Source organism: Candidatus Polarisedimenticolaceae bacterium, assembly GCA_036376135.1.
Classification (GTDB): domain Bacteria; phylum Acidobacteriota; class Polarisedimenticolia; order Polarisedimenticolales; family DASRJG01; genus DASVAW01.
In genome coordinates, this window is sequence record DASVAW010000157.1 from 12,804 (window position 1) to 34,008 (window position 21,205).

The 21,205-nt window shown below is 71.6% G+C and carries 22 protein-coding genes and 1 tRNA gene; 8 read left to right on the forward strand and 15 right to left on the reverse strand.

Annotation, left to right across the window (positions count from 1 at the left end; all coding sequences use genetic code 11):
• The first annotated feature begins 15 nt into the window (after positions 1-15).
• The 4 genes from VF139_16495 (at position 16) to VF139_16510 (ending at position 3,353) form a co-directional block, all read left to right on the forward strand.
• On the forward strand, positions 16-615 hold the full coding sequence (locus VF139_16495; GenBank protein HEX6852997.1) for a hypothetical protein: 600 nt from the start codon (positions 16-18) through the stop codon (positions 613-615).
• Positions 616-724: 109 nt separating this feature from the next.
• Complete coding sequence (locus tag VF139_16500) at positions 725-1,924, forward strand: L,D-transpeptidase (GenBank protein HEX6852998.1); 1,200 nt, start codon at positions 725-727, stop codon at positions 1,922-1,924.
• A complete protein-coding gene (locus tag VF139_16505) occupies positions 1,924-2,664 on the forward strand; it encodes a L,D-transpeptidase (GenBank protein ID HEX6852999.1) in 741 nt (246 codons plus the stop codon). Before VF139_16500 ends, VF139_16505 begins: the two co-directional genes overlap by 1 nt.
• A complete protein-coding gene (locus VF139_16510) occupies positions 2,664-3,353 on the forward strand; it encodes a hypothetical protein (GenBank protein HEX6853000.1) in 690 nt (229 codons plus the stop codon). Before VF139_16505 ends, VF139_16510 begins: the two co-directional genes overlap by 1 nt.
• A gap of 133 nt (positions 3,354-3,486) precedes the next feature.
• Here the strand turns inward: VF139_16510 and VF139_16515 are convergent, their stop codons facing one another.
• The 9 genes from VF139_16515 to VF139_16555 all read right to left on the reverse strand — a co-directional run bounded on the left by VF139_16515 (position 3,487) and on the right by VF139_16555 (position 13,933).
• Entirely contained in the window at positions 3,487-4,071 is a 585-nt protein-coding gene (locus tag VF139_16515; protein HEX6853001.1) for an NADH-quinone oxidoreductase subunit I, read from the reverse strand.
• Complete coding sequence (locus tag VF139_16520; GenBank protein HEX6853002.1) at positions 4,043-4,387, reverse strand: Rieske (2Fe-2S) protein; 345 nt, start codon at positions 4,385-4,387, stop codon at positions 4,043-4,045. Before VF139_16520 ends, VF139_16515 begins: the two co-directional genes overlap by 29 nt.
• A gap of 4 nt (positions 4,388-4,391) precedes the next feature.
• Complete coding sequence (locus VF139_16525; GenBank protein HEX6853003.1) at positions 4,392-6,347, reverse strand: (Fe-S)-binding protein; 1,956 nt, start codon at positions 6,345-6,347, stop codon at positions 4,392-4,394.
• Between the two features lie 157 nt (positions 6,348-6,504).
• Positions 6,505-8,535, reverse strand: coding sequence for a ribonuclease catalytic domain-containing protein (locus tag VF139_16530; protein ID HEX6853004.1), 2,031 nt, complete (start codon positions 8,533-8,535; stop codon positions 6,505-6,507).
• Positions 8,532-9,722: a VWA domain-containing protein gene (locus VF139_16535; protein HEX6853005.1), complete on the reverse strand. Its 1,191-nt coding sequence runs from the start codon at positions 9,720-9,722 to the stop codon at positions 8,532-8,534. Before VF139_16535 ends, VF139_16530 begins: the two co-directional genes overlap by 4 nt.
• Positions 9,719-10,618, reverse strand: a complete 900-nt coding sequence (locus VF139_16540; GenBank protein ID HEX6853006.1) for a MoxR family ATPase — start codon at positions 10,616-10,618, stop codon at positions 9,719-9,721. Before VF139_16540 ends, VF139_16535 begins: the two co-directional genes overlap by 4 nt.
• Positions 10,615-12,216 carry a tetratricopeptide repeat protein gene (locus tag VF139_16545; GenBank protein ID HEX6853007.1) on the reverse strand — a complete coding sequence of 534 codons (1,602 nt, stop codon included), beginning with the start codon at positions 12,214-12,216 and terminating at the stop codon, positions 10,615-10,617. Before VF139_16545 ends, VF139_16540 begins: the two co-directional genes overlap by 4 nt.
• Positions 12,216-13,265, reverse strand: coding sequence for an SAM-dependent methyltransferase (locus VF139_16550; protein ID HEX6853008.1), 1,050 nt, complete (start codon positions 13,263-13,265; stop codon positions 12,216-12,218). The genes VF139_16545 and VF139_16550 overlap by 1 nt, the downstream gene beginning before the upstream one ends.
• Before the next feature lie 74 nt (positions 13,266-13,339).
• A complete protein-coding gene (locus VF139_16555) occupies positions 13,340-13,933 on the reverse strand; it encodes an NADH-quinone oxidoreductase subunit B family protein (protein ID HEX6853009.1) in 594 nt (197 codons plus the stop codon).
• A 91-nt stretch (positions 13,934-14,024) separates the two neighbouring features.
• On the opposite strand from VF139_16555, the gene lpdA reads away from it, so the two are divergent.
• The 4 genes from lpdA to lipA are packed head-to-tail and all read left to right on the forward strand — an operon-like array spanning position 14,025 to position 18,357.
• Positions 14,025-15,431 carry a dihydrolipoyl dehydrogenase gene (gene lpdA, locus VF139_16560; GenBank protein HEX6853010.1) on the forward strand — a complete coding sequence of 469 codons (1,407 nt, stop codon included), beginning with the start codon at positions 14,025-14,027 and terminating at the stop codon, positions 15,429-15,431.
• Between the two features lie 24 nt (positions 15,432-15,455).
• On the forward strand, positions 15,456-16,730 hold the full coding sequence (sucB, locus tag VF139_16565) for a 2-oxoglutarate dehydrogenase, E2 component, dihydrolipoamide succinyltransferase (protein HEX6853011.1): 1,275 nt from the start codon (positions 15,456-15,458) through the stop codon (positions 16,728-16,730).
• On the forward strand, positions 16,727-17,455 hold the full coding sequence (gene lipB / locus VF139_16570; GenBank protein HEX6853012.1) for a lipoyl(octanoyl) transferase LipB: 729 nt from the start codon (positions 16,727-16,729) through the stop codon (positions 17,453-17,455). The genes sucB and lipB overlap by 4 nt, the downstream gene beginning before the upstream one ends.
• A complete protein-coding gene (lipA, locus tag VF139_16575; GenBank protein HEX6853013.1) occupies positions 17,452-18,357 on the forward strand; it encodes a lipoyl synthase in 906 nt (301 codons plus the stop codon). The genes lipB and lipA overlap by 4 nt, the downstream gene beginning before the upstream one ends.
• Here the strand turns inward: lipA and VF139_16580 are convergent.
• From VF139_16580 to VF139_16605, 6 genes are all read right to left on the reverse strand, one after another.
• Positions 18,334-18,888 (reverse strand): TlpA disulfide reductase family protein, encoded by a 555-nt coding sequence (locus VF139_16580; protein HEX6853014.1) that lies wholly within the window; start codon positions 18,886-18,888, stop codon positions 18,334-18,336. The two genes, lipA and VF139_16580, sit on opposite strands and share 24 nt — an antisense overlap.
• Positions 18,888-18,963 (reverse strand) — tRNA-Gly (locus tag VF139_16585). The genes VF139_16580 and VF139_16585 overlap by 1 nt, the downstream gene beginning before the upstream one ends.
• Positions 18,964-19,022: 59 nt before the next feature.
• A complete protein-coding gene (locus VF139_16590; protein ID HEX6853015.1) occupies positions 19,023-19,418 on the reverse strand; it encodes a YraN family protein in 396 nt (131 codons plus the stop codon).
• Positions 19,415-19,936, reverse strand: a complete 522-nt coding sequence (locus VF139_16595) for a hypothetical protein (GenBank protein ID HEX6853016.1) — start codon at positions 19,934-19,936, stop codon at positions 19,415-19,417. The genes VF139_16590 and VF139_16595 overlap by 4 nt, the downstream gene beginning before the upstream one ends.
• On the reverse strand, positions 19,933-20,547 hold the full coding sequence (locus VF139_16600) for a hypothetical protein (protein HEX6853017.1): 615 nt from the start codon (positions 20,545-20,547) through the stop codon (positions 19,933-19,935). Before VF139_16600 ends, VF139_16595 begins: the two co-directional genes overlap by 4 nt.
• A complete protein-coding gene (locus VF139_16605) occupies positions 20,544-21,098 on the reverse strand; it encodes an RNA polymerase sigma factor (GenBank protein ID HEX6853018.1) in 555 nt (184 codons plus the stop codon). The genes VF139_16600 and VF139_16605 overlap by 4 nt, the downstream gene beginning before the upstream one ends.
• Positions 21,099-21,205: the final 107 nt, after the last annotated feature.

Genomic DNA, 21,205 nt, shown 5'->3' on the forward strand with positions numbered 1-21,205 from the left:
AGGAGAACGTCGGATATGCGCAAGATGTTGGCCGTGGTTCCCGCTGTGCTGGTGCTCGCGATGATGGTCGGCTGCGCCAAGCCGCCGCAGCCCGCGATCGACGCCGCCAATGCCGCGCTGGCGTCTGCCAAGACGGCCGAGGCCGCGGACTACGCTGCGGACTCGCTCAAGGGTGCGGAAGACGCCGTCGCCGCCCTGCAGACCGAGCTGAAGACGCAGGAAGAGAAGTTCGCCCTGTTCCGCTCCTACAAGAAGGCCGAGGAGCTCGCCGCGTCCGCCAAGGCCGCCGGTGAGAAGGCTGCCTCGGACGCCGCCGCCGCGAAGGAGGCCGCGAAGAACGCCGCCACCCAGGGTCTCGCCGAGCTGAAGACCGCGCTCGACGAGGCGAAGATGGCTCTCGACAAGGCGCCGAAGGGCAAGGGGACCCAGGCCGACCTCGAGATGATGAAGAACGACCTCACGGGCGTGGAGTCGGCCGTGGCCGAGGCCGAGAACGCCCTCAATGCCGGCAAGTACAAGGACGCCCAGGCGAAGATCGACGCCGCCAAGCAGACCGTGGCCAACACCAAGTCGGCCATCGATCAGGCGATCGCCGCCAAGATGGGCAAGAAGTAACCTCGATCGCTCGAACCACGGAGGGGCATGGCGCACGGGCGTCATGCCCCTTTGTTTTGTGCGGCCGCTGGCCCCCTCCCTCGATCGCCGCTAACTTAAAATCGCGATGATGACCGAGTCCTTCCTCTCGTCGGCCGAACCCGAGCCGCGGCATCGCCGCCGCTGGCTCTGGGTGTCCCTGGCCATCGCCACCCTCATGCTCGTCACCGCGGCCGTGTGGCCGATCGCCGCGGGACGCACCGATCCGCCGGTCTACGCGCGGGCGGTCGCGGAGAACGCGCTTCGCGAGGCCCGCCGCCTGGGTGCCCAGCGATGGGCGAACGACGTGCTCGTCGCCGCCGAAGCGCAGTGGCGCGCGGCCTCCGCCGAGTTCCGTCGACAGGAATCGAAGTGGTTCCCGCCGCTGCGGGACTACCGCGGCGCCCGCGCCGCGCTCGCCGAGGCGGAGAAGAAGTCGATCGCCGCGCGCGACGCCGCCCAGGTCAACCGCGCCGCCGCGCGCGACGCCGCCCAGGCCGAGCTCGCCCGCGCCGGGGAGATCGTGGAGCTCTCCGCGCGCACCGGCGACGCGGTGCACCTCGTCCCCTACCACCGCCGGCTGCTGCAGAAGTCGAAGATCCAGATGGCCGAGGCGCGGATCCTCTTCGAGCGCGAGGAGTACGCGACCTCCTCCGAGCGCGCGCGCGCCGCGGCGGTCACCGCCGACCAGGTGGCGAGCGGCGCGAAGTCGGTGCTCGGCCGCTTCACCGATCCCGGCCTCATCCGCAACTGGCGCAACGACATCGAGGAGACGATCGCGGCGTCGCGGCGGTCCGGCTCCCCGGCGATCGTCGTGCTGAAGGAGAACCGCCGCCTCGACCTCTACGACAACGGCCGGCTCGTGAAGAGCTACCTCGCGGACATGGGGTACCGGTCGTTCAACGACAAGCTCCGCGCCGGGGACGCGGCGACGCCCGAAGGGCGCTACCGCATCACCTCGAAGCGCGGGACCGGGTCGGCGGCGTATTACAAGGCGTTCGACCTCGATTACCCGAACGCCGCCGACCGCGCGCAATTCGACCGCCTGAAGCGCCAGGGGAAGCTCCCCCGCGGCGCGAAGCTCGGCGGATCGATCCAGGTGCACGGCGAGGGGGGACGAGGGAAGGACTGGACCCGCGGCTGCGTCGCGGTCTCCAACCGGGACATGGACGATCTCTTCCGCCGCGTCGGGATCGGCACTCCCGTGACGATCGTCGGCGGCGACGGGCAGGGGGTCTACGCGAAGCTCGCCCGCCAGGCGGCCTCGACGACGACCTCGGGGACACGTTGATGGGCGAGCGCAGCGACTACGACCTGCTCCGCTCCCGGCTCCGCGCCGAGACGGACGACACCACGCCCCGAGGGGACCGTCGCCGGCTCTGGCCCGCGATCGGCGTCGTCCTGACCCTCGTGGCGATCCTCGGGATCGCCTTCGGCCCGGGGACCGGGTACGCCTTCGCGCCGGTGACCGAGTTCGAGGTGCCGGTGGCGGCGAGCCTCCCCGGCGACGGGGCGGAGCTGCGTCGTCTGCAGGCCAAGCTCGCCAAGGAGAACCGGCAGCTCGCGGCGACGCTCGCGAAGCTCGAGCCCAAGGGGAACTACCTCGTCATCGACCAGACGCAGAACCGCATCTACCTGATGAACGACGGGAAGGTCGTCCACCAGGCGGTCTGCTCCGCGGGCTCCGGGATCGTGCTGAAGGACTCCACGCGCGGGCGGAAGTGGGTCTTCGACACCCCGCGCGGCGTCTTCAAGGTCCGCAACCGGATCGAGGACCCCGTGTGGCGCAAGCCCGACTGGGCGTTCGTCGAGGAAGGGAAACCGATCCCGCGCAATCCCGCGGACCGCATCGAGGCGGGAACGCTGGGCGAATACGCCCTCTACCTCGAGGACGGCTACATGATCCACGGGACGCTTTACGAGCGCCTGCTCGGGCGCAGCGTCTCGCACGGCTGCGTGCGCGTCGGTCGCGACGACCTTCGCGTCTTCTGGAAGGGCACGCAGATCGGAACGCCGGTGTACATCTTCTGATGCGTCCCGCGCTCGCGGCCGTCGCCCTCGCCGTGGCGCTCCCGGCGCTCGCGCAGAAGCCCGCCGTCCCCTCCAAGGACGACGTCGCGAAGCTGCAGCGGGAGACGCTCCTGCTCCGTCAGCAGGCGGAGCTCGCGAAGGGGAAGGAGTTCTACCTCCTGCTCGACCCCGCGGCGCAGACGCTCTCGCTCAACCTGCGCGGCGCGACCCTCCAGACCTGGACCGTCGTCGGCATCGAGGCCGGCGCCCCGCGCGTCGCGTTCGTGTCGCGCGGGCTTCCGGACGAATGGGAGGGGCGGGTCTGGCAGGAGGGCACGCTCGACCCCGAGCGGCCTCTCGACCGGTTCGAGCTCGAGGCGCCGCCGGTGACCGCGGAAGGGACCGAGGTGGCGGTGCCGATCCCGCCGACTCCCGAGGAGAAGTACCCGGTCCCTCCCCGTTACCACATCCGATTCGCCGGCGGCCTGTCGATCGAGGTGATCCCCCCCGGTCGTGCCGAGGAGGCCGGATTCTGGAAGCGGCTGAGTACGGGTTTCTCGACCTGGTGGCACGACTTCCGGCAGGCCGTGTCGAGCGAGCCCGAGGACAAGCTCCGCCTTCGCCTCACCCTCGGGGCGAAGGAGGCCGACTCCCTCTACCGCGCGCTTCCCCCGAACACGAAGCTGATGGTGGTGCCCCCGGCCAGCTAGAAAAATAGGGACAGTCCCTCTTTACGAAAATGGGGACAGCAACCTATTTCCCCGGACCCGAAGACACCGGCTACGGCTCCAGGGAAATAGGTTGCTGTCCCCATTTTCGTAAAGAGGGACTGTCGCTATTTTTCTAGTGTCCCTCCGCGGCGGCGGGGCCTCCGGTGACGAGCTCCTCGCCCGCGACGTGCGACCGGCCCGGATCGCCCTTCGACTCCTTCGACCACTTCTTGATCGGGTCGGGACGGACGCCGCCGATCTCGTAGAGCTTGGCCTTGTCGAAGATCATCAGCTCGCGGGAGTGGCCCACGACGACGTAGGTCTTCGACATGAAGATGGCCTCCTCGGGGCAGGCCTCCTCGCACAGGCCGCAGTAGATGCACCGCAGCATGTTGATGTCGAACTTCTTCGGGAACTTCTCGATCTGGTGGAGCGCGTGCCCCGGAGGGTATTCCCCCGCCTCGATCGTGATCGCGAGCGGCGGGCAGACCCACTGGCACATGTAGCAGGCGACGCACTTCTCGCGCCCCTCCTCGTCCTTCACGAGGGCGGGAACGCCGCGATATCGGTCGCCGAAGACGTGCTGCTGCTCGGGGTACTGGATCGTGTCCTTCTTGCGGAACATGTGCTTGAAGGTGACGACCATCCCCGAGAGGATGCTCGGGATGTAGAACTTGTCGAACAGCCCGTTACGGACGCGCTTCACCTGCAACGGCATCGGTTTCTCCGATCTCGATCTCGACCGCGTCGCCCGCGACGCGCGCGGGGTAGACCCGGACCGAGATCCCCGGGACACGAAAACACGCCCCGCTCGTGACGTCGAACATCCAGCCGTGCCAGGGGCAGATGACACGGCCGTCGTGGAGCGTCCCCTCCCCGAGCGACGCCCCCTGGTGGGGGCAGGTGTCGTCGAGGGCGGCATATTGACCGTCCTTCCGGAAGATCGCCACCTCGAATCCGTCCTCGAGGACGAACCGGCGACCCTCCCCTTCCGCCAGCGATTCCGCCCCCGGGACCCGGACCCAACGTCCCACGCGGTCAGGTCCCTTCGGGGCGGACCAGGTGCCGCTCGACGATCTGGGCGACGTCGAGCACCTGGAGACGCTCCTGCCGGCCGGTCTCGTTCGCGCCGTCGGCGAGCATCGTCATGCAGAACGGACACCCGGAGGCCACGACGCCCGCCCCGGTCGCGGCCGCCTCGCCGATCCGCTCGTGGTTGACCTTCGTGCCGAGTTTCTCCTCCATCCACATCCGCGCTCCCCCGGCGCCGCAGCAGAACCCGCGCTCGCGGGAGCGGGGCATCTCGACGAGCGCGAGCCCGGGGACCGCCGCCAGCGCCTCCCGCGGGGCGTCGTATTCGCCGTTGTGCCGGCCGAGGTAACACGAGTCGTGGTAGGTGACCGCGCCCAGGGCCGCCCCGTCCTGCAGGCGGATCCTCCCCGCTTCGATCAGCTCCGCGATCACCTGCGTGTGGTGGACGACCTCGTAGCGGCCGCCCAGCTGCGGGTACTCGTTGAGGATCGTGTTGAAGCAGTGCGGGCACTGCGTGACGATCTTGCGGAAGCGCGACTTGTACCCGTCGAGCGTGGCGATGTTCCCCTGCGCGAGGATCTGGTAGAGGTACTCGTGCCCGGAGCGCCGGGCGGGATCCCCCGTGCATTGCTCCTCGGGGCCGAGCGCCGCGAACGACACCCCGGCGGCCTTGAGGATCGTCGCCGTCGCGCGGGCGACCTTCTGGCCGCGGGCGTCGAACGCCCCGGCGCACCCGACCCACAGGAGATACTCGACCTCGCCGTCGATCTCCCCGAGCATCGGGATCCCGAGCCCGTCCGCCCAGTCGCCGCGCGCCGTCGCCGGCTGGCCCCAGGGATTCCCCGACTTCTCGAGGTTGCGGAAGGCGGTGCCGAGCTCGGTGGGGAACGCGCTGTCCTCGAGGACGAGCTTGCGGCGCATCCCGACGATGCGGTCGACGAACTCGATGAAGAGAGGGCACGCCTGCTCGCAGGCGCGGCAGGTCGTGCACGACCACAACACGTCCTCGTGGATCACCCCGCCCGGGAGCACCGGGAGCTCGACTCCCTGCTTCGGCCGCATCCCCGCGAGGACGGGGAGGATCGGCAGGAGCGCCTCGCGCATGTCCTCGTTGATCTTCTTCGGGTTCAGGGGCTTGCCGGTGGCGAACGCCGGGCAGGCCTCCTGGCAGCGGCCGCATTCGGTGCAGGAGTAGACGTCGAGGTAGTCCTTCCAGCGCAGGTCCTCGAAGCCGCGGACGCCGAACTTCTCCGCCTCCGCGGCCTTCTCGATGTCCATCGCCGGGAGCGAACCGGTGTCGAGCCGGCGGAAGATCACCGACGGAAGCGACGTCACGACGTGGAAGTGCTTCGAGACCGGCAGATAACACAGGAACCCGAGGAGCGTGACGAGGTGCAGCCACCACATCGAGCCGAAGAGGATCCCGTCCGGGGGCGAAGGGAGCCAGGCCATGCCGAGATCGGTCAGCATCAGCGTGCCGATCAGCGAGAGGATCAGCGCCGCGTCCCACGAGGGGGTCAGTCGCTTCGGGCGGATCGCGACGCGGCGGAAGGCCGCGCTCGCGACCATCGCCAGCACCGCCACCTCGAAGAGGTCCCGGACGACGGCGTAGCCGGAGCCGAGCGGGTCGTCCGGCCCGAAGAACGGGAGGAAGACCGGGCGGCGGAACAGGCCCGACAACACGAAGTGCAGCGTGTTCAGGGCGACCGCGAGGAACCCCCAGAAGATCAGCGCGTGCATGATCCCCGCGAGGCGGTACCCCGGCGCGAGGATCCGGCGCTGGCCGACGAAGTGGGTCGCGACCCCGAGGAGCCGCTCGCCCCAGCGGTCGAGCCGGTCGATCGGCTGCGCGTTCAGGAGCAGGCGGACCCTGGCGATCATCAGCCAGGCGAAGGTGCCGACGGCCCCCAGCACCAGCACGAGGAACGCGGCATATCCGGCGGTCGACGCAGTCGGAAACACGGGGGTGCCCTCAACAAGCAGCGGATGATAGCCGGGATGAGAAAATGGGGACAGCAACCTATTTCCGGGAAGGGTTCACACCCCTGCGCAACGTGAGACTACGGAGCATCGGGACACCGGCCTAACCCCTTCCCGGAAATAGGTTGCTGTCCCCATTTCACCGCAGGACGAGCAGATCGGCCCTCGGGTTGGCCCGGATCACGCGCACCTCCACCCGTTCGCCGGCCGCCGCGGCGAGCCCCGGCACGACCTCCTCGGTGCACGTCGCGTCGAGCAGGACGACGGGGCGCGGCTGCGTCTCCACGACGATCCCCTCGAGGATCGACCCGGTGCGCTCGGCGAACCAGCGGAGCATCCAGTAGCGGTCCCGCGAGCGTTCCGCGCGGCGGGCCTCGGCCTCGGCCCGCTCGGTCGTCGCCGCCACGCGCTGGAGCGCCGGAGCGTCGTACGGAGGACGCTCCCCGCGCAGCGCCGCGCCGATCTGCCGGTGCGCCACGAGGTCCTGGTAGCGGCGCAGCGGGGAGGTCGCCTGGGCGTACGCCTCGAGTCCGAGGGCGTAGTGGCGCCCGGGGGTCAGCCCCGCCTCGCCTCGCCGGAGCAGCCGTCGCACCGAACGGACGACGCGCGGGTCGACCACGGGCTCCGAGAGCTGCGGCAGCCGCCCCTCGGGCGGGGCCTGGCGCCGGTAGATCGCGGGGATCCCGCGCTCCGACGCGAAGCGCGCCGCGAGCTCCCCCGCCAGGACCATCGCCTCGCTGACGAGTCGGTGCGCGGGGGTCCCCGTGTCGCGGCGCTCGAGGACGAGGGTTCCGTCCTCGGCGACGACGATCTCCGTCTCGACCGCGCGCAGGCGCACCGCCCCCGCTCTCGCGCGGAACCCCTCGCGAAGGTCCGCCGCCGCGAGGAGCGCGCGCAGGTCGGCCGCGGCTCGCCCCGAGCCGTCGACGATCGACGCGTCGGCCGCCTCGTAGTCCAGGCGCGCCGCCACCTTCACGATCGACCGGACGACGCGCCAGTTCCCGATCGAGCCGTCGCCGCCGACCTCGGCGAGGAAGCTCAGCGCCGGGCGTTCCTCGCCGGGGACGAGGCTCGCGGCCCGCTCGGAGATCGCCGGGGGGAGCATCGGCAGCCGCGCGTCGGGGAAATAGAAGGTCGTCCCGCGCGCGATCGCCTCCAGATCCACCGGATCGCCCGGCGCGACGAACGCCGCCGGGTCGGCGATGTGGACCCCCACGCGGAACCCGCCGTCGTCGAGGCGCTCGACCGAGAGCGCGTCGTCGACCTCGCGGGTGCGCGGGCCGTCGATCGTCCAGACGACGAGCGACACGAGATCCTCCCGCCCGGCGCGCGGGAAGCCGCGCTGCGCCGCCTCGTCGGCGGCGCGGAGCACCTCGTCCGGGAACCCCAGCCGCAGCCCGTACCGCCGGACGTCGAGGTTCTCGTCGTCGTCCTCGAAGACGCCCACCCGTCGCAGGAGGCGGAACGCCGCCTCGTGCGCCCGGTCGTAGGCGATCCCAGAGGCCTCGATCGCCTCGCGGGCGACGTCGCGCTCCTTCTCGTCGGCCTCGTCGCCGTCGAGGGCGACCGCCTCGAGGGCGGAGAGGTAGCGGCGCTCGACCTCGGAGCCCTGCGCGACGTACGGCTCCCCCGCTCCGGCGCGACGCAGCGCCTCGAGGGCGGCGCGTTTCTCCTCCCCGCGACGGGCGGAGCGACGGTTCTGGTCGAGGATCTCCTCGACCGCCTCGGGCTCGCGCGCCTGCCACCCTTCGGGGCGCCGGATGAAGTGGACGCCGTCGCCGACGAGGGCGACGACGAGTGCCGCGCGCGCCTCCCCCGTCCTCCGCCCGACCGCGAGGTCGGCAAGGTCGCTCTCCGACCACGCGACCCCCGAGCCGCGCGCGAGATCCCACACCGTCGCGACGTCGATCGCCGCCGCCTCGGCGCGCGCGCGCGCCTCGACGAGCGCGACGCGCTCGGCGGCCGCCCGGCGATCCTCGAGGGACTTCCCCGGAGCGCGCCCCGACGGCTCGACGGCGAAGGCCAGGCGCGCCTCCGGCACGCGGTCCTCCCGGCCCGAGGATCCGATGAGCGAGACGCGCTGCTTCTCGTCCCCCGCGTAGACGGCGAAGGCGATCTCGCCGCCGCGCCACCAGGCGACGATCGCGCCGGGGGCGATCCCCTCCCTCACAGGCGCCTCAGCACCGACTCGACCCCGCGGGCGAGCCCGGCGAGATCGGTGGCTTCCGCGACGGCGTCGACGTGGGGGAGGTAGGCGGCGAGCGCCGAGTCCGCGGTCCCCCAGCGCGATTCGGGCTCGGGGACGAGCCAGAGGACCGCGCGGCAGCGACGGGCGAGATCCCCGAGCGCCCAGTCGAGCGGGTCGTACCGGTTCGTGCGGGCGTCCCCCAGGACGACGAGGATCGTGTCCCGTCCCGCGGGGCGCAGCTTCGAGGACGCCAGGGCGTGAAGCGCCCGACCGTAGTCGCTCGCCGCGTCGAGGTTGAGCCCGGACAGCCCCTGGAGCACCTGCGCGAACGTCGCGCGCGACGAGCGTTTCCAGCGCGCGACCGCCTCGGTCGCGTCGACCGGCCGGTCGACGAAGGCGACGATCCGCGCGCGCCTTCCGGGCTCGAGGAACTCCGAGGCGATCCACAGGAAATACCCGGCCGCGCGCGCGACCGACCACGAGACGTCCACGAGCAGGACGACGCGCGTGGGCCGGGGCCGCGGCCGGCGCCACGGGAGCTCGAACGGGATCCCCTGGTGGCGGAGATTGCGGCGAAAGACCAGGCGCACGTCGAGCCGACCGCGCCGCGCCTCGCGTGTCCTGCGCGAGGCGCGCAGGCGGATTGCCTCCACGATCCGCGGGAGCATCCGCGCGAGCTCGCGATCCTCCTGCTCGGAGGCGCGAGGGGAGAGGGCGCGGTGCAGCGGGTCCGTCGCATCCCCGCGCTCGCGACGGCGGACGGGGGCGCGGGAGCGGCGCCGCTCGCGCAGCGCCTCGAGGGTCCGGCGCACCTTCTCGCGCGGGTCCTCGCGGCGCTCGGCCGCCGGTTTGCGCCCGCCGCGCCGGTCGGGATCGGGGGGCCGGCGTCGCGTCGTGCGCGGATCGGGCCGTCCCGTCCCGCGGCGCTCCCCCTTGCGGTCTCCCACGGCGCCCTCGGGGGGGACGAAGAACGCGTCGAACACGCGGTCGAGGATCGCGACGGCGCGCCGGTCCTTCGCGAGGGTGGCGCGCAGCACGGCGCGCACGCGCGCGCGGTCCTCGATCCCGACGGCGTCGATCGCGCGGGCCGCGTCGAGCAGCTCGGACGGCGAGGCGGACAGTCCTTCGGCGCGCAGGGTCTCCGCGAACCGCGCGAGGGCGGGATTCACCGGAAGCGCTGCGGATCGGCGAGGACGCGCTCGAGGTCCTCGCGGTTCTTGAGGAGGGCGCCGAGCGTCTTGCGGAGAGCGGCGGAGGACAACGAATCGGCCCCGACCGCGGCGAGCGCGAGCGCCCAGTCGACGACCTCCGCGATCCCCGGCGCCTTGCGCAGCTCCGCCTTCCGGAGCGCCTGCGCGAACCTGACGATCCGGTCGGCGAAGGCGACCGACAGGCCGGGGACGCGGGACTCGAGGATCCGCGTCTCGTCCTCGAGCGACGGGTAGTCGACGTAGTGGAACAGGCACCGGCGGCGCAGCGCGTCGGAGAGCTCGCGCGTGTCGTTGCTCGTGAGGATCGCGCGCGGCCGCCGCTTCGCCCGGAGCGTGCCGAGCTCGGGGATCGACACCTGCCAGTCCGACAGCACCTCGAGCAGGAACGCCTCGAACTCCTCGTCGGAACGGTCGACCTCGTCGAGCAGGAGCACGACCGGCTTCTCGGCGAGGACCGCCGCGAGCAGGGGCCGCGGGAGCAGGAAATCGCGGGAGAAGAAGGCGTCCGTCTCGCGCCGGAGCAGCACCACCGCGTCCTCGAGGCTCCGGGCGCCCTCGAGGAGCTGCGAGGTCTTGTCGCGCAGGAGCTGGGCGTAGAGCATCTGCTTGCCGTACGACCACTCGTAGAGGGCCTTGGCCTCGTCGAGCCCCTCGTAACACTGCAGCCGCACGAGCTCGGCGTCGTGGTACGCGGCCCACAGTTTCGCGATCTCGGTTTTCCCCACGCCGGGGGGGCCCTCGAGGAGCAGCGGCTTCCCGAGCGTCTCCGCGAGGTGCAGGGCCACCGCGGTCTCCTCGGCGCACACGAACCCGTGCTCGAGGAACGCGGCGCGGATCGCCTCGGGGGAGGTCACGGCGCGGCCCGGCGGGCGGCCGCCGCGGCCAGGCGGCGGAAGGCCGGGTTGTCCGGGTTGAGCATCGTCGCCAGGCGCGCGTGTTCGGCGGCCTCGGCGAAGCGCTTCTCGTGCATCAGCGCCGCCGCCAGCGTGCCCCGCGCGAGGGCCCAGGTCGGACGCCGCGCGACCGCCGTCTCGAGCTCGGCGATCCCCTCCCGGGTCTTCCCCATCTGCAGGTAGGTCGTGCCGAGCGCCATCGCGTAGGTTCCGAGGTCGGGGAGGATCTCGCGCGCCGTCCGGAGCTCGGCGACCGCCTCGTCGAGCTTCCCGCGCTCGCGCAGCAACACGCCGAGGTCCAGACGCGTGTCGCCGTGCCGGGGCGCGACGCTCAACACGCGCCGCAGCGTCTCGATCGCCTCGTCGTCCCGCCCGAGACGCATCAGGCAGGTCGCGATCCGCCGTTGCGTGTAGGGGGCGAACGGGCTCGCGGGGTTCGATCCCGCGTAGGCCCGATAGAACGCCAGCGCCGCCTCCCAATTCTGGTTGAGCCAGTGCCGGTCCCCTTCGAAGAGGTCCGCGGCGGCGAGCGTGGGGTCGCGCCGGACCGCTTCGGCGAACGCCTCGACCGATCCGCGCTCGTCCCCCCGCCCGCGCAGCACCCGCGCGAGGGCGTACCAGGCGCTGCCGTCCTCGGGATCCGCCGCGGTCCGCTCGCGCCAGGCGGACTCCGCCGCCGCCGCGTCCCCCGCGGCGACGAGCGCCCCCGCCGCCCCGCGTCGCGCCATCGCCTCGAGGCCGCCGCTTCCGGGCTCGCGAAGCGCGCGGTAGACGGCGGGACCGATCCAACGATTCTCCGGCGGGAAATACCCTCCGATCGTCGACAGCGAGATGGTCGCGACGTCGGCGCGCACACCCTTCGCGGCGAGGGTCTTCAGGATCGCCTGCGGCGCGGCCCACGGCCGCTCCGTGACCTCCTGCGAGGTCGCCGAGCGGGTCGTGAAGTAGTCGAGGTCGAGGTCGAGGAGCACCGGCTCGTCGATCCTCGGGAGGTCGGCGAGCTCGCAGACGGTCACCGGAACGCCGAGCAGCGTCCCGCGCAGCGTGCGCCCCTCGAACCGGAACTCCTGGGCCTCCTCCACCGACGTGCCGTGCATCTTGCCGAACAGGACCTCCCGCGCGAACTCGACTCCGGCCTGCCGGTCGGCGAGCGTCCCGTCGGGGACGACCCAGTAGTACTCGCGGACGAGGCCGAGACGCACCGCGGGGTAGATGAAGTTCCAGATGCCGAAGCGGCTGAGCGTCGTGCCGTCGACGGCGTACGGATGCAGCTCGAGCCCCGGGAGGTCCTGCGGACGCGCCGCCGCGAGGCGCGCGATCGTGTCGTCGGGGAGCCAGTCGAAATCGGCGTGCCCGTCGAGGTGCACGAGGATGCGGTCCCGGACCTCCGCGGCGCGCCATTTCACGAGCGACGAGGAGTGGTTCTCGAAGAGGTGGACGAGCGGGACGGCGGACTCGCCGGGAACTCCCGAGGCGCTCGAGCCGACGGGCGTGCTCCCGCCGCCGCATCCCGCCGCGAGGAGGAGCGAGGGCAGGACGAGCCGGGGGGAAGGTCGCATCACGGCCGCCGAATATACGGGGCCGCGAACGGATCCGCGAGGCCGTTCCAGGGACCGTCCTCGACCCCCTTCGTGAGGAACACGACCTTGAACCTCCGCCCCATGCCGTCGGGGTGGATGAGCTCCATGGCGCGGCGGCGCGCGCGGACGCGGTCGACACGGCCGTGATCCCGGGGATCGGCGTCCTCGAACGCCTCGAGGATCCCGTTCGCGATCAGAAAACGGTCCTGCGTCGTCGTCCCCGCCCAGCCGAGCCCGAGCGCCTCCGCCGCGGCGCGAAGGGCGGAGAGGTTCACGTGCGCGGTGAGGTCCTGCTCTCCGACCGCCTCGAGGAACGACTCGTTCGTACGGTGGCGGGAGTACGCCAGGAGCGTCCCCCGCGCGTGCGAGCGGTCGTAGAGCTCCTCCGCCTCGTACCCGTAGTCCACGAGGACGAGGAGGGCCCGCAAGAACGGCCGCTGCATGGCGTCGAGAACGGAGAACAGGGCCGGGCAACACTCCGCCTCGTCCCCCTCTTCGGGGGCGGCGCCCCACCGCTCGGCGAACGCGCGTGCCTGCGGGGTCGGCTCCCCCTCGATCTCGACGAACGCGTCCTCCCCGAGGCCGACGAAGACCTCGACGAGCCTCCCCTCCCGGCGGCGGACGCGGTGGACGGGAAGGGCGTCGAACAGCTCGACGGCGACGCCGAGCCCCTCGAGGCCCGAGCCGAGATCCTCGGGTCGCGCGACGGCGCGCGCCTGCGGGAGCAGGGCGCGCGCGGCCTCGCGCATCCCCGCGCTCGAGTCGACGAGGCCGGGGCGCAACCGCGCTCCGAGCCCGGCGGCCTCGACGACGTCCCGCGCGAGCGTGCCGCGCCCGGCCCCGAACTCGACGTAGGCGATCGGATCCGGCGCGCCCAGCCTCGCGTCGACCTCGGCGAGTTGGCGCGCCACGCAGCGCCCGAAGAGGTCGCCCAGATCGCTCGAAGTGTAGAAATCGCCGCCGGGGCCCAGGCGTTTCGCCCCCGCCGCGTAGTAGCCGTGCTCGGGATGGTGGAGCGCGAGTTCCATGAACCGCGCGAAGGTCATGGGACCCGCCGCCCGGATCTCCTCCGCGATCGCGAGGGCGAGCTCGCGGTTCCCGGTCAGGCGGCCCCCGCCGCCTTGTCGCGGGCGGCGCGCGAGGCGAGCTGCGACGCGCTGGGGAGCCCCTTGACGATCTTGCGCTGGATCTCGAGGACCGCCTCGATCAACGCCTCGGGGCGCGGCGGGCAGCCGCTGATGTAGACGTCCACCGGGAGGATCTCGTCGACCCCCTGGACCACGGAGTACGACCGGTACATCCCCCCCGAGGAGGCGCACGCCCCCATCGCGATGACCCATCGGGGCTCGGGCATCTGGACGTAGATCTTGCGGACGGCGGTCGCCATCTTCTTCGTGACGGTGCCGGAGACGACCATGAGGTCGGCCTGGCGCGGGGAGAACCGGAGCGCCTCGGCGCCGAAGCGGGCGAGGTCGTAACGCGGCCCGACCGTCGCCATCAACTCGATCGCGCAGCAGGCGAGCCCCATCGGCATCGGCCAGAGCGAGTGCTTGCGCCCCCAGTTCACGAAGTCCTGGACGCTGGTCAGGTAGGCGGTGTCCTTGATGTCCTGCCAGCCCTCCGGGCGCTGCCTCAGGATCTTGAGCGGATCTTCGAGCATCCCGACGGTCCTCCGGTGCGGGTCGAGGGGCGACATCCTATCAGTTGACGCCTTTCGAGGGGGTCCGCTACAGTGCCGCCTTCGTCCGACCCCCCCTCGTTATCAGGGTTTTTGGAGGATTTAGCTCGTGGCGCAGTCCGGACCCGCGTTCGACGTCACGATCATCGGCACCGGCCCGGGCGGCTACGTCGCCGCGGTGCGCGCCGCCCAGCTCGGCCTCAAGACGGCGGTCGTGGAGATGGCCGCGCTCCCGGGAGGGACGTGCCTCCACTGGGGGTGCATCCCGACCAAGGCGATGCTCAAGACCGCCGAGGTCATCGAGTCGGCCCGGCACGCGTCGGCCTTCGGCGTGAAGGTCGCCCCCCCCGAGCTCGACCTGGCGGGGATGCACAAGTACAAGGACAAGGTCGTCCTCTCGAACGCCAAGGGGGTCGAGTACCTCTTCAAGAAACACGGCGTCACCGTCCTCGCGGGCCGCGGCACCCTCGCGGGGAAGGGGAAGGTGAAGGTCACGGCCAAGGACGGCTCGACGCAGACGGTCGAAACGAAACACGTGATCGTCGCGACCGGCTCGGCGATTCGCGGCCTTCCGGGGGTCGAGTTCGACGGCAAGCGCATCCTCAACAGCGATCACGCGCTGACCCTCGGCCAGGTGCCGAAGTCGATGATCGTCCTGGGCGCCGGAGCGGTGGGCGTCGAGTTCGCATCGATCTACGCGACCTTCGGGGCGAAGGTCACCGTCGTCGAGCTGCTCCCGAGCCTCATCCCCCTCGAGGACGCGGCCCTGGGGAAAGAGCTCGAGCGGGCGTTCCGGAAACGCGGCCTCGAGATCCACACCGGGACGAAGGTCGAGACGGTCGTCTCCGGCAAGGACGGGGTGAAGGTCCACGCGACCAAGGACGGCAAGGCCGTCGACCTCGAGGCCGAGGTCCTGCTGGTCGCGATCGGCCGTCGCCCCCTCACCGAGAACCTCGGCCTCGAAGGGACCGGCGTGAAGGTGGACCGCGGCTTCCTCGAGGTCGACGGGATGATGCGCACCGGCGAACCCGGCGTGTACGCCATCGGCGACATCGTGAAGACGCAGGCGCTCGCCCACGTCGCCTCCCACGAGGGGATCGTCGCGGTCGAGCACATCGCGGGGAAGACCCCCCACGCCGTGGACTACGACAAGATCCCGTCGTGCACCTACTGCAACCCCGAGGTCGCCTCGGTCGGCCTCTCGGAAGCGGAGGCGCGCAAGCGTGGGTACGACGTGGTCGTCGGGACCTTCCCGTTCTCCGCGATCGGGAAGGCGAAGATCCTGCAGGAGACCGGCGGCTTCGTGAAGATCGTCGCCGAGAAGAAATACGACGAGGTCCTGGGCGTCCACATCATCGGCCCTCACGCCACGGAGCTGATCTCCGAGGCGACCGCCGCCCTCAGCCTCGAGGCCACCGCCGAGTCGCTCTTCCACGCGGTCCACGCCCACCCCACGCTCGCCGAGGCGCTGGGCGAGGCCGCGCTCGCGACCCACGGACGGCCGATCCACATCTGATCCGCATTCCACCGAGGAGAAGCGATGCGCGTCGACGTCGTGATGCCCCAGATGGGCGAGTCCATCGCCGAGGGCACGATCACCCGCTGGATCAAGAAGGTCGGCGACTCCGTCCAGAGGGACGAGCCGCTGTTCGAGATCTCGACCGACAAGGTCGACGCGGAGATCCCCTCCCCCGCGGCCGGCGTGCTCGTCGAGATCAAGAACCAGGAAGGGGAGACGGTCCCCGTGAACCAGGCCGTCGCCGTTCTCGAGACCGACGCGACGGCGGCGGCGAGCGCTCCCGCGCCGGCCGCGGTCGCGGCCGCGGCCGCCCCCGCACCGAAGGAAGAGCCGAAGCCGGCCCCCGCGGCGGCTCCCGCACCGGTCGCCGCCTCGACGCCGGCCGCCCCGGCGGGCGAGGGATCGTTCGTCTCACCCGTCGTCCGCAAGATCGCCGCCGAGGCGGGGATCGACCCGTCGATCGTCCCGGGAACGGGCGCCGGCGGCCGCGTCACCAAGAAGGACATCCTCGACTACCTCGCGAAGGGCGGGCCGAAGGCGGCCCCCGCGGCGAAGCCCGCTCCGGCGGCGTCTGCCGCTCCTGCGGTGAGCTTCGCCCCCGGCGCGCGCGTCGAGCGCCAGCCGATGTCGGCGATGCGCAAGAAGATCGCCGAGCACATGATCGAGTCGCGCCGGACCTCGGCCCACGTGCACTCCGTGTACGAGGTCGACATGACGCGCGTGGTGAAGCTGCGCGAGAAGTTCCGGGGGATCTACGAGTCCCAGCACGGCACGCGCCTGACCATGACCCCGTTCTTCGTGAAGGCGGTCTGCCACGCCCTTCGCGCGTGGCCGGTGATCAACGCCTCGATCGAAGGGGACGAGATCGTCTACAAGAAGGACCTGAACATCGGGATCGCCGTCGCGCTGGACTGGGGGCTGATCGTCCCGGTCATCCGCAACGCCGACGACCTGTCGATGGCGGGGCTGTGCAAGCGGGTCAACGATCTCGCCGAGCGCGCCCGCACGAAGAAGCTCAACCCCGACGAGGTCCAGGGGGGGACGTTCACGATCACGAACCCCGGACCGTACGGGAACCTCTTCGGCCTTCCCATCATCAGCCAGCCGCAGGTCGCGATCCTCGGCACGGGCGGGATCGAGAAGCGCCCGGTCGTGATCGACGACGCCATCGCCATCCGCTCGATGATGTACATGGCGATGAGCTACGACCACCGCCTCGTCGATGGCGCCGTCGCCGACCAGTTCCTCGCGATGGTCAAGAAGTACCTGCAGGAGTTCGACGAAGCCCAGCTGTGAGGCTTCCCCCGCTGATCGTGCGATGGCTCGGCCGCGTCCCCTACCGGGACGCGGCCGGCCTTCAGGAGCGCCTCGTCGAGGCGATCCGCGCCGGAAGGTCCCCCGATCACCTGCTGCTCCTCGAGCACGAGCCGGTCGTCACCCTCGGCCGGTCGTCCCACGCCGGGAACCTCCTCCTCTCCCCCACCGAGCTCGCCGCGCGCGGCATCGAGGTCCACGAGTCCGGTCGCGGCGGCGATGTCACCTTCCACGGCCCGGGCCAGCTCGTCGGGTATCCCGTGATCGGGATCCGGGAGGACCGTCGCGATCTCCACCGCTACCTTCGCGACCTCGAGGAGGCGCTGATCCGAACCGCCGCCTCCTTCGGGATCGAGGCGACGCGTTCGCCCGGCCGGACGGGGATCTGGGTGGGGGACGAGAAACTCGCCGCGATCGGTGTGCGGGTCTCGACGGGATGGATCGCCTGGCACGGGTTCGCCCTGAACGTCGGCTCCGACCTCGCGGGATTCGAGACGATCGTGCCGTGCGGGATCGCGGACAAGGGGGTCACCTCGATCGCGCGCCTGACCGGGAGTTCTCCCGACCTTCGCGAGGTCGCCGCGAGCGCCGCCCGGCACGTTGCGGACGTGCTGGGGTTCGAGCCGTTCGCCTCGGGGGTCACGGGGGAGGGATTGGCGATTCCCCCGCCCTCCCCGTTATCCTCCCCGCCCCGGAGGGCCCCGTGAGCGAGCCGCGACCCAAGCGCCCGGAGTGGCTGAAGATCCAGCTCCGCACCGACGAGAAGTTCCGCGAGCTGCGCGGGATGGTCGACGAGCTGCGCCTCAACACCGTCTGCGTCGAGGCGCGTTGCCCGAACATCTACGAGTGCTGGAACGCCGGCACGGCGACCTTCATGATCCTCGGCGACACCTGCACGCGCTTTTGCGGCTTCTGCAACGTGAACAGCGGGAAACCGGTCGCGGGGACCGATCGCGGGGAGCCGGTGCGCGTCGCCCATGCGGTCGCCCGCCTGAAGCTCAAGCACGCCGTGATCACGAGCGTCGACCGCGACGACCTTCCCGACGGCGGCGCCGACCACTTCCGGCAGGTGATCGAGGCGATCCGCGCGAAGCTCCCCACCTGCGCCGTCGAGGTCCTCACTCCCGACTTCAAGAACAAGGACGGCGCGCTCGACGTCGTCCTCTCCGCCCGCCCCGAGGTCTTCGCCCACAACGTCGAGACCGTCCCGCGCCTGTACAAGACCGCGCGCAAGGGATCGAGCTACCGCGGCTCGCTCGGTGTGCTCGAGGCGGCCGCGAAACGCCGCGACGCCGACCTCGCGGGGATGCGGGTGAAGTCGTCGATCATGGTGGGGCTCGGCGAGCGCGACGAGGAGGTCCTCGAGACGCTGCGCGACCTGCGCGCCGCGGGGGTGGACGTCGCGACGATCGGGCAGTACCTCCGCCCGACGCACAAACACCTCCCCGTCGACCGCTTCGTCACCCCCGAGCAGTTCGCGGCCTTTCGCGACGCGGGGATGGGGATGGGATTCCTGCACGTGGAGTCGGGACCGCTCGTGCGCTCGTCCTACCACGCCGAGCGGCACCGCCCCGATCCGTCGCCGTCAGGGCTTCGCGTCCTGGCCTGACTCCGGCCCCGGCATCACCTGAGGCGGCATCGGTTTCCCCTCGAGCACCGCGACGACGTCGGCTCTCATCCCCTCGACCGTGACGGGGTCGGCGCCGACGTAGCGACGGAGGACGCGGCCGTCCTTCCCCACGAGAAACGTCGTCGGGAGGAGCGTGACTTCCTTCCACGCGCGCAGGGTCGCGGTCGTGGGGTACAGCACCGGGTAGTCGGCGCCGAGCTCTTTCAGGAACGCCGCGACGGGGTCTTGCCGGGACTGCTCGAAGACGACGCCGACGACGCGGAACCCGTCCTTGCGGCGCTCGCGCCAGAGGGTCTGGATCGCCGGGATGTCGATCCTGCACGGGACGCACCCGGTCGACCAGAAGTGGACCAGGGTGAGCTTCGCCCCGCTCCACGCGACGGTGTGGAGCGGCGCGTCGTTCATCGCTCCCTGAAGCTCGGGGACCGGATCTCCGGGGGCGAGGGCGAGCCCCTGCGCGCGCGCGGGGAGCGCGAGGAGAACGACCGCGACGTTGAGGAGGATGAGGATGGAGCGGGAAACCGGACTCGAACCGGCGACCCCGACCTTGGCAAGGTCGTGCTCTACCAACTGAGCTATTCCCGCATTCCAGGTGCGATTCATGCCGAACGAAGCCGAGACTCTAGCGAAACCCGCGGGGATCGTCAACAGGACCTCCTCCGGCCCCGGTCGTCCCAACCGGGGCGGAAGGCGTCCGGAAGGTGACGGATCTCGGCCCCGGAACCATGCGCCACGACCTCGACGACGTCGAATCGGCAGGGGCGGTCCTGCGCGTCCCGCTCGACGAGGTACCACGTCGCCAGGGTCGCGAGACGGCGTCGCTTTCCGGCGGTGACCGCTTCGGCCGGGGTCCCGAATCCGTCTCCTCCCCGTGCCTTCACCTCGACGAAGACGAGGACCTCGCCGTCCTCCGCGACGAGGTCGATCTCCCCCGCCCGGCAGCGCCAGCGGCGCTCGATCACGCGCATCCCCGTCGCCTCGAGGTGTCGGGCGGCCGCCTCCTCCCCCTCGAGACCCAGCGCGTGCCGGGGATCGATCAAGGCGCCTCGGGGGCCGGGGCGACCGGCCGGCGCATCGGCATCCGTTCGCGCTGGCGCATCGGGCCCGCCTCGCCGCGAATCCGCCGGTCGACCTCGCGCCGGAACTTCGCGACGAAGAATCGGAGCTCCGCACGCTGGCGCGAGGAGAGGGCGGCGTCGACTTCCTTCATCCTCGCCCTCACCTCCGACTCGCGCTCGACCTCGGAGGCGTCCACCCGCGCGAGGATCTTGTCGATCTCCGCGTCGGGGGCTCCGACGCGCAGGGCGGTGCGCAGCTCGCGCGCCGAGACGGCCTTCTCCCGACGCCCTTCCCTGCGGATCCGCTCGATCGCCTCGATCTTCGGCACGACCTCGGCGGCCTGCGCGTCGGTGAGTTGGAGCTCCTGGCGGAGCCGCTCGGCGAAGACCTTGCGCAGGCGTTCCCCGGGGCGCGGAGTCTCCGCGGGAGGGGCCTGGTCCTGGGCGAGCGCCGGGGCGGCGAGGAGCAGCATCACGAGAAGGCGAACGATCGTGTTCATGCATCACCTCGGGGCGAAAGGCGGGCCTCTTCCTCGTCGAGCCAGCGTTCGAGACGCTCGAGCGCCTTCTCGTCGAGCTTGTCGAGATCCGGGAACGGGCCGTCCACCGGTTCGACCTCGTCGTCGTCCCCCAGCGCGAGCGCCGACCAGGCGTCCCGTGCGAAGGAGTCGAGCGAGGGCTCGTCGGCCGGTCGTTTCTCGGGGGGCTTGACCGGCGGGTTCGCGACCTCCGGATCCGACGCCGCGGGCTTCGGCCCTTCCGCGATCAGGGGGACCTCCGGCGCGCGCAGGAGCCAGGCGCCCAGCAGCGCTCCGGCGACGGTCGCGGCGACCGCGGCACCCGCCCAGGTCCATCCGCGCGAGGTCTCGGCGTCCAGACGGGATCTCAGGCGGCGGTCGAAGCGTTCCCAGTCGCGCTCGGTGGGCTCGGGGAGCGGATCCCGGTCGGCCGCCGGGAGCGCCGCCATCGCGACGAGCGGGAGCGACGGGCGGCAGGCCTCGCACCCGCCCGCGTGCGCCCGCAGGTCGGCCAGGACGGAGGGGGCGGCGCCCGGACCTTCCGCCAGCGCCTCGGCGAGCACGGATTCGAACGAAGCACAGTCCCGGATCATCGGGAGCCTCCTTTCGAGGTCGTCAGGCGACGGCGCAGGTTTGCGACGGCCTGGTGAAGATGGGCCTTCACGGCCCCGACGGTGAGCCCCATGGCGCCGGCCACGTCCTCGTGCGTCATGCCGGAGAAGACCTTGAGCAGGACCACTTCGCGCTGCCGGGGCGGAAGGGCCGCGACGGCGAGGCGGACGACGCGCCGGGCTTCGCCCTCCTCGAGCGCACCGTCCGCCCGCGGACGGGGGTCCACGGGCTCGGGGGCCCCGTCGACGGGTTCGTCAGGACGCAGGCGCGCCCCCCGGGTCCGGCAGGCGTTCACCGCGATCGTGAGCAGCCACGCCCGAAGGGGAGCGTCCCGCCTCCAGCTCCTGAGCGATCGCCACGCCCGCACGAAAGTCTCCTGCGCCGCATCCTCGGCGTCCGCGGGGGATCTCAGCAGGCGACGTGCCACGGCCATCACGGCTCCTCGGTGCTGCAGAACGAGGACGTCGAAGGCCGCCCGGTCACCCTCGAGGCATCGGTCCACGAGACGGGCGTCGTTGGCGTCCACGTTCATCAGGGAGGACCCGCGCCGGGCCGCGGAGGTTTATGGGGGCAGCAACCTATTTCGCAACTGGGGACAGTCACCGTATTCCCCGGACCCGTAACGTGCGATTCGGGTCC

Bases quoted from the DNA above. Each gene is read 5' to 3' on its own strand.
- VF139_16505 (HEX6852999.1), top strand. From the start codon at position 1,924: ATGGGCGAGCGCAGCGACTACGACCTGCTCCGCTCCCGGCTCCGCGCC.
- sucB (HEX6853011.1), top strand. From the start codon at position 15,456: ATGCGCGTCGACGTCGTGATGCCCCAGATGGGCGAGTCCATCGCCGAG.
- VF139_16500 (HEX6852998.1), top strand. From the start codon at position 725: ATGACCGAGTCCTTCCTCTCGTCGGCCGAACCCGAGCCGCGGCATCGC.
- VF139_16555 (HEX6853009.1), bottom strand. From the start codon at position 13,933: ATGTCGCCCCTCGACCCGCACCGGAGGACCGTCGGGATGCTCGAAGAT.
- VF139_16605 (HEX6853018.1), bottom strand. From the start codon at position 21,098: ATGAACGTGGACGCCAACGACGCCCGTCTCGTGGACCGATGCCTCGAG.
- VF139_16545 (HEX6853007.1), bottom strand. From the start codon at position 12,216: ATGCGACCTTCCCCCCGGCTCGTCCTGCCCTCGCTCCTCCTCGCGGCG.
- VF139_16595 (HEX6853016.1), bottom strand. From the start codon at position 19,936: ATGAACACGATCGTTCGCCTTCTCGTGATGCTGCTCCTCGCCGCCCCG.
- VF139_16600 (HEX6853017.1), bottom strand. From the start codon at position 20,547: ATGATCCGGGACTGTGCTTCGTTCGAATCCGTGCTCGCCGAGGCGCTG.
- VF139_16550 (HEX6853008.1), bottom strand. From the start codon at position 13,265: ATGGAACTCGCGCTCCACCATCCCGAGCACGGCTACTACGCGGCGGGG.
- VF139_16495 (HEX6852997.1), top strand. From the start codon at position 16: ATGCGCAAGATGTTGGCCGTGGTTCCCGCTGTGCTGGTGCTCGCGATG.
- VF139_16515 (HEX6853001.1), bottom strand. From the start codon at position 4,071: ATGCCGTTGCAGGTGAAGCGCGTCCGTAACGGGCTGTTCGACAAGTTC.
- VF139_16510 (HEX6853000.1), top strand. From the start codon at position 2,664: ATGCGTCCCGCGCTCGCGGCCGTCGCCCTCGCCGTGGCGCTCCCGGCG.